Source organism: Moorena sp. SIO3I6, assembly GCF_010672095.1.
Map to the genome: position 1 here is coordinate 1 of NZ_JAAHHU010000298.1, position 5,573 is coordinate 5,573.

6 protein-coding genes and 1 pseudogene are annotated in these 5,573 nt (G+C 39.6%); all 7 read left to right on the plus strand.

Features of this window, described 5'->3' with window-relative positions; translation table 11 throughout:
* Nucleotides 1-644 (plus strand): annotated as a pseudogene (locus F6K49_RS34525) (decarboxylase); the annotation flags it as partial.
* 65 nt (nucleotides 645-709) lie between these two features.
* Nucleotides 710-1,081, plus strand: a complete 372-nt coding sequence (locus F6K49_RS34530) for a hypothetical protein (RefSeq protein WP_293103914.1) — start codon at nucleotides 710-712, stop codon at nucleotides 1,079-1,081.
* A 63-nt stretch (nucleotides 1,082-1,144) separates the two neighbouring features.
* The gene (locus F6K49_RS34535; protein WP_293103917.1) at nucleotides 1,145-1,597 is read left to right on the plus strand and encodes a hypothetical protein; all 453 of its coding nucleotides are present in this window, start codon (nucleotides 1,145-1,147) and stop codon (nucleotides 1,595-1,597) included.
* A 28-nt stretch (nucleotides 1,598-1,625) separates the two neighbouring features.
* Nucleotides 1,626-2,501, plus strand: a complete 876-nt coding sequence (locus F6K49_RS34540; RefSeq protein ID WP_293103920.1) for a hypothetical protein — start codon at nucleotides 1,626-1,628, stop codon at nucleotides 2,499-2,501.
* A 64-nt stretch (nucleotides 2,502-2,565) separates the two neighbouring features.
* Nucleotides 2,566-3,375, plus strand: coding sequence for a class II aldolase/adducin family protein (locus F6K49_RS34545; RefSeq protein ID WP_293103923.1), 810 nt, complete (start codon nucleotides 2,566-2,568; stop codon nucleotides 3,373-3,375).
* A gap of 8 nt (nucleotides 3,376-3,383) precedes the next feature.
* The gene (locus tag F6K49_RS34550; RefSeq protein ID WP_293103926.1) at nucleotides 3,384-4,967 is read left to right on the plus strand and encodes an NAD(P)/FAD-dependent oxidoreductase; all 1,584 of its coding nucleotides are present in this window, start codon (nucleotides 3,384-3,386) and stop codon (nucleotides 4,965-4,967) included.
* A gap of 77 nt (nucleotides 4,968-5,044) precedes the next feature.
* The coding region (locus F6K49_RS34555) for an NAD(P)-dependent oxidoreductase (protein WP_293103929.1) at nucleotides 5,045-5,573 on the plus strand (529 nt) is incomplete at its 3' end.

Consider the following 5,573-nt stretch of genomic DNA (forward strand, 5'->3'; position numbering starts at 1 on the left):
TTGAACAAGCTATGGGGGTTTTGCCTTTATTTGAAACCACTACCCGCAGTAACCTGTTAATGCTGAGTATTGAAGATGCGATTAAGAAGGGGTATTCTGAAGAAGGTCAAGCTTTATTTTGGCAAGCTATTGGTGAATGCGATCGCCTGCGCAGTCAATTGGATAATTACGGCAAGGTGTTAAGGTATGATGCCCAAGTTAGCGATCCTCTGAAAATCTATTTAAAAAGCGATCGCACTACAGGGGAAGAGTTAGCAGAGCTGTTGTACGAAAGCGGGATTGATGGGGAATTTGCTGGTGAGGAGGGATTGTTATTAATTTTCTCTTTCCATCACAATCCACAGGATTTCCAATTTATGAGAGAAACCTTAGCAGCGATTGTGCCGATTCTGAGCGAAAAAGCACCAAAAGAGAGTTTACCTGACAGTTACTTTTGCCGTCGCCCTCAAATGAGGACTTTACCTAAAGATGCTTTCTTTAGCCGGAAAGTAAAATTACCTATTGGCCAAGCATTAGGTAAAATAAGTAGTTGCTGTATCAAGAAAGTTCCCCCAGGGAGTCCAATTTTGATACCAGGAGAAGAAGTTACTAATTGGCATCTCAAAGTTTTAGAATATAACACCATGATTGATATCACTTGTTAAATCAAAAAAGTAATATTGTTAACACCGTATGGTTTTATTGCTTGCTATCAATTTCCTAATGAAAAATGTCTTCACTAGTAAACAAAGTTACCTTAACCCAAGCCGAGAAAGAATTATTTTGGGAGAATGGATTTATCAAGCTAAACAGACTATTAACCTGGGAAGCTATAGATAAATTACGGGAGCTGACCTACAACTCTAAGGAAATAACCAAAGCTCCTGAATACTATACTGGGGATTTTTCCAGAATTGGTTACGGTGTAGAAAATGCTGTCACTCACCAGATCTATTCTGAGGAAAACTTTAAATACACTCTCAAGCAATTAATCGAGAATGAATTAACTTTCACCGAAAGTGTGGGATTTGAATTAACGCCCAAGAAAAGAGGATTTTATTTCCACCTGGATGTAGCTAGTTTTAGCTTTATTCAAGCATAAGATTTAGCCTATTCTCTTTGGATACCCCTAGTTCCCATTAATACCAAAGAGCAGCACGGAGGTATGGCATACGTACCTCAAAACGTTTATCCTGCCTCTGGGTATTTTAATCTTATTTATGAACTAGTACAACACGAAAATATTGCCGAATTTTGTCAAACTGAAGATTTTAAATTTTTTAACTTTCCCCATGCTTCCAAAGTGGAAGAATTGATTTTAGAGAAAAATAAAGTGGAAGATGACTTTGAAGTAGGTGATGCTCTGTTACTAAACAAATTTGTTTGGCATAGGAGTGCCCCCCTGAGGGAAGGAAAGTTACCTTCGAGGATGGCATACACAATGCGTTTTGTGGATTCCCAAGCCCGCTATGGTAAAAATTTTATTGATGATTTTAATTACATGGTGAAAGCTATGGGAGATGATCCTTTAACTTCCTTTGGTTATAAATTAACCGATCTGAAAGAGGGTGATTTAATCTCTAAGAGTAAATTTGTTTATAGCTCTAACTTATGCTAAATCCTACATCCTGATTTATTAAAAGCTTATGTCTTTGCTAGTCAACAAAATCACTATATCCCCAGAAGAAAAAAACTCTTTTGCTGAGAATGGGTTTGTCAAACTCAAAAAACTATTTACGGATGAAGCAATCGATAAATTACGGAATTTAATCGCCCAATCCCATCAAGTAAAAAAAGTTCCAGAATCTTACAGTGGGGATTTTTCCAGAGTGGGGTATGACCTAGCAAATGCCGTAACAAAAACAATCTATTCCCACGAAAACTTTAAAAATACCCTCAAGCAATTAATCGAACATAAATTAATCTTCACCCAAGGTGTGGGATTTGAATTAAAACCAAACAGAAAAGGATTTCATTTCCATCTAGATTTAGTTAGCTTCAACTTCATTAAACCAGAAGATTTAGCCTATTCTATTTGGATACCCCTAGTTCCCATTAATACCAAAGATCAACATGGAGGCATGGCATATGTACCACGAAAGGCTTATCCCACCTCTGGGTACTATGCCCTCCGGTACGAACTAATACAACACAAAGATTTTGCAGAATTTTGTCAAACCGAAGAGTTTAATTATTTTGAGTTTTTCTATGCTTCTAAAGTTGAAGAGATGGTTTTAGAGAAAAATAAAGTAGAAGATAGCTTTGAAGTGGGTGATGCCCTTCTACTAGACAAATTTGTTTGGCATAGAAGTGTCCCCCTCCTGGAAGGAAAATTACCATCAAGGATGGCATATACAATGCGTTTTGTAGATTCCCAAGCCCGATACTCAAAAATTTTCCTTGATGGTCTTTACTCACTGATAAAATCGAACGGCGATGATACTTTAACTTCCTTTGGTTATAAATTAACTGACCTTAAGGAGGGTGATTTAATTTCTAAAAGTAAATTCGTTTCATGCTAATTAAATTTTGTAGCATTCATGACGGTTTCCTGTGAAGACTAAACTAATGAAAACATAAAAAAACATGAATGTAAATACAAAAAGTTCCTATCCAAATAATCCCATAACTACCTTTTATTCCCAAGAAGAACAACAGTTGCGCATAAATCTTGCTGCTGCTTACCGCTTGATTCACTATTATGGGATGACAGACATGATCTACACCCATATTTCCGTGCGCATTAAAGAGGAACCACCAATATTCCTGATTAATCCCTATGGTATGATGTTCGACGAAATATGTGCATCAAATTTGGTTCCAGTGGATGCTAATGGCAACAAAATTGACCCGGCAGACGCGGAAGTAAATCCTGCTGGATTTACGATACACAGTGCTATTCATTTAGGTTGCCCTAATGCCCATGCAATCATCCACACCCATACTGTTAGTGGCATGGCTGTTGCTGCTATGGAAGAGGGTTTGTTGCCCCTAAACCAAATTTCCATGGAATTTTATAATCGGGTTGCCTACCATGATTATGAAGGGATCTCACTTGACCTTGATGAGCGAGAAAGGCTGGTGGCATCTCTGGGAAACAAGAAATGTTTAATCCTCCGTAACCACGGTCTTTTAACTGTAGGTCAAACAGTGGCAGAGGCTTTCTACTACATGTACTACCTGAATAAGGCGTGCGAGATTCAGGTTAATGTGTTAAGTAGCAACGCCAAGCCGATTATACCACCACCTGAGATTTGCGAACATACAGCACGCCAGTTCGAAGGTCCCTTCCACAAGAATAACCAAGAATTTCAGAGTGTATGGGAAGCTAATCGCCGTTTGCTCGATCGGCTCGATCCCTCTTATATTGACATACTGCCAGCCAAGTTACCCTAGGAAAAATCATGCCATCTTCAAATATACAAAAAAACTACGATGTCCTTATCGTCGGTGGTGGACACAATGGACTAATTGCAGCCTGTTATCTTGCCAAAGCGGGTCGCTCAGTTTTGGTGCTAGAACGACAAGATAAGGTAGGAGGAGCAGTTGTTTCCCGCCAACTATTTCCAGGTATCGAAGCCAAACTCTCAGTGTATGCCTATCTAGTGGGAATGCTCCCACCAAAAATCATCTCAGATTTAGATTTAAATTTTCAATTCCGACAAAGAAATCCCGCTTCTTTCACTCCATTCGATCAGAATGAAAAACATCAGGGTTTATTGATTAGTAATGAATCTGAAATCGTCACTGAGCAGTCTTTTAAGCAACTCACCGGAAATTTAGAAGAATACCAAAGCTATCTCAAGTTTCATCAACTGCAAAAGTCTTTAGGAAAGCACATCTGGCCTTCGTTGCTTGAACCGATGCAGACCAGAGATGAAATTAAAAATAGCTTTCAGACGGAAGAAGAAAAGCTAGCTTGGCAGTTATTTATAGAGCAACCCTTGGGAGTTGCTATTGAAGAATTATTTCAAAGCGATTTGGTGCGGGGTTTAGTATTCACAGATGGAACGATTGGCACCTTTACCCATCCCCATGACTTGTCCTTAAAACAAAATCGGACGTTTCTCTATCATATTATTGCCAATGGTACAGGGGATTGGTGTGTTCCAGTGGGTGGTATGGGCAAATTGACAGAGGAACTTGTTGCTCAATGCAAAAAAAATGGTGTGGAGATACTCAACCATGCTGAAGTCACCAAAATAGAGCCAAACGAAGGGCAAGCAACCGTAAAGTTCCAACATAATAACCAAGAAAGCTATGTCAGTGGAAGATATGTCTTAGTTAATCTTGCTCCGAAAAAACTTTCGGAACTGTTGAGTGGATATAATCCTCCCAGCGATCCCAAAGATGAAGGATCGTTTGTCAAAATTAATATGGTTTTAAGGAAGTTACCCCGTTTGAAGGCAGATTACGATCCTGTAGAGGCATTTACTGGAACATTCCATGTCAACGAGGGTTATCAAAACATCATCGATAGCTACAAAATGGCTTGTGAAGGAGTGATACCAGAACATCCCCCTGGCGAGTTCTATTGTCATAGTTTAACGGATGATTCTATCCTCTCCCCATCTCTGAGAGCAGAAGGTTACCAGACCCTAACTTTATTTGGGTTGGAAATGCCTTATAGCTTATTTGTTAAAGACAATAAGACAGAGAAACAGAAAGTATTGGAGAGGTATCTTAATGGGGTAAATCAATATTTATTAGATCCCATAGAAGATTGTATAGCGCAGGATGAAAATGGTCAACTTTGTGTTGATGTAGCAACTCCAGTGGATGTGGAACGAGAAGTAGGCATTCCCACAGGTCATGTCTTCCATCAATCTCTTTCCTGGCCTTTTGTAGAATCAGAAGAAGAACGGGGAATGTGGGGTGTGGAGATTGGCTTTGATAATATCTTCTTGTGTGGTTCTGGAGCTAAACGGGGAGGATGTGTTAGTGGGATTCCAGGGCATAATGCAGCTATGAAGATTATAGGGGGTTGATGCTAAGGATTACTTGATGCTGTTTTTCAGTCTAAATTATGAAAGTTTTATTGTGTAGCGATAGCGCAACACTAGCAGTGAACTTACTAGTATCACAACTATCAGACCATGAAATTATCACCTGTCCCTCAGATACTATTATCAAGTATTTAGATAGTGTTGATGTTGTGATACCTTGGATGGCTAACATTGATGCTTCAATCATTGCCTCTGGACACTTTGGTTTAGTGCAAGAGTTTAGTGTCGGTATAGAAACTATAGACATTGAGGCAGCTACTGGTGCTGGAGTATGGGTAGCACATGTACCTGGGCGTGTTTCTGGCAATGCTGATTCCGTTGCCGAACATGCCATCATGCTAATGCTAATGCTCTCACGACACATAACAACCACACAGCAATCATCTAAAAGTGAAGACTGGAGTGCAAAAGCAGGTATTGCCTTATTGGGAAAAACAGCTTGTATCGTTGGACTTGGTGACATTGGTACGGCATTAGCGGTACGCCTAAAAGCTTTTGGAATGCGTCTTGTTGCGGTTCGGCAACACCCAGAACGTGGTGCGTTACCAGAAACAGGGATAGAAAAAGTTTACGGCTCTAATGCTCTTT